2 protein-coding genes are annotated in these 1,700 nt (G+C 63.9%); both read left to right on the top strand.

The window, feature by feature from the left end:
- Positions 1-906 (top strand): LysR family transcriptional regulator (locus tag AC1D15_RS30745; RefSeq protein ID WP_477829012.1); only part of this gene is annotated, 906 nt, incomplete at its 5' end.
- A 136-nt stretch (positions 907-1,042) separates the two neighbouring features.
- Positions 1,043-1,618 (top strand): hypothetical protein, encoded by a 576-nt coding sequence (locus tag AC1D15_RS30750; protein WP_477829013.1) that lies wholly within the window; start codon positions 1,043-1,045, stop codon positions 1,616-1,618.
- Positions 1,619-1,700: the final 82 nt, after the last annotated feature.

Consider the following 1,700-nt stretch of genomic DNA (forward strand, 5'->3'; position numbering starts at 1 on the left):
ATCATGGATGACCTTCGCCGCATGGGGTTGTTTGCCGAGGTGGTGCGCCACGGCTCGATGAGCGGCGCCGCGCGGGGGCAGGGCATGAGCACCTCGGCGGTGTGCCAGCAGATGCGCGCGCTGGCGCAGGGCAGCGGCGTGACGCTGCTGCACCGCTCGACGCGCAAGCTGACGCTGACCGACGCCGGTGCGCGCTTCGCCGAGCACTGCCGGGCGATGGTGGATGCCGCCGAGCAGGCGCGGCGGCAGCTGACGCTGGCGCACGACGCACCGGTGGGCGAGCTGCGGATCTCGGCGCCGGTGGGCTTTGCGCGCTACATCGCACCGGCGCTGGCGCCGCTGCTGGCCGACCACCCGGGGCTGACGCTTCGGCTGCTGGTGGACGACGCGTTGATCGACCTGATCGATGCGCGCATCGACCTCGCGCTGCGTGCCGGGCGCATGCCCGATTCGACGTATGTCGCGCGGCGGCTGTGCAGCTTCGCGTGGATCCTGTGCGCGGCGCCGGCCTACCTGCACCGCCACGGCACGCCGCAGCTGCCGAGGGAGTTGCTGGCGCACCAGTGGATCGTGCTGTCACGCGACGGCACGGCGCTGTCGTTCGAGATGCGGCGCGGCGAGGGCGAGCATGAGTCGCTGCGGCTGGAGGCGCGCATCACCAGCAACAACCAGCTGAGCCTGCAGCAGATGTGCCTGGCCGGGCTGGGCATCGCGCTGCTGACGCGGGCGGATGTGGACGACGACCTGCGCGCGGGGCGCTTGGTGCAGCTGATGCCGGAGTGGCAGGTGCCGGGGATTCCGGTGTGGGCGGTGACGCCGCAGCGGGATGGGCAGCCGGCGAAGGTGCGGCATGCGGTGGCGGCGTTGGAGGCTTACCTGGAAGCGGTTCCGGGTGCCTCCGTCTGAGAGGGCCGTTGATTCACCGTTCGGATGAACACATCGTGGATCGAAGCGCGGGTCTTGGTGACCAAGGCTCCGGGCCGCCCTTGCCCGACAGGTTGGGCGATTGATTTGCGGTTCGCAGTAACTGAGTAGTACGAATATGAATGTTGGCAAGAAATGGCACGTGGCTGCGGCGATTGTGAATACTGGTTCAATGTGGATGGGAGGAGTTCGTGGGGCGCAGGTCAAGAATCTGTGGCAGCGTATGCGAGGGCATACTGAAAGGGCCAAACAAGAGGTTCAATCAAAGACAGAATTTTCAGCGACATCGGGTTTTTCTGGGGTATTGTTTCAAGAAATGCAGAGGGCTCTGCAGAAAATTGACACCCAGCAAATGATGGAACCGGCCCTGGCCGATGTTCTGAGTTGGGATGTCGACGAGCTTGACGATCACCTGAGTGGCAACGGCTGCCTGCGTAGTTTCTCGACGATTATCTCGAGTGCGACGGAGCTTGCGAAAGGATCAAATGAAGAAAATTGCTCCAGTGAGCGGCTCGCTGCGATAGGAGCCTTGAACAGGTTCTACTCGGAAAACAGGAGAGGATTGACTGCCATCAGCTCCGATTCAACCCGCGGCGTTAAGCCCAGCGACGCCGACTGTCAGAAGTACGCGGCGTTGGTCCGACAAGGTCTTGAATTGATGCKGGCTGTCGTGTCGAGCCCCGATCTGGAGTAGTTCCGAGAAGGGCGGGGTCAGGGAATCAACACCGCGCGATTGACATGGCGAATATCGGTCCTCCCACAAAACGCCATCGTCG

The organism is Rhizobacter sp. P2_H2 (assembly GCF_056403375.1).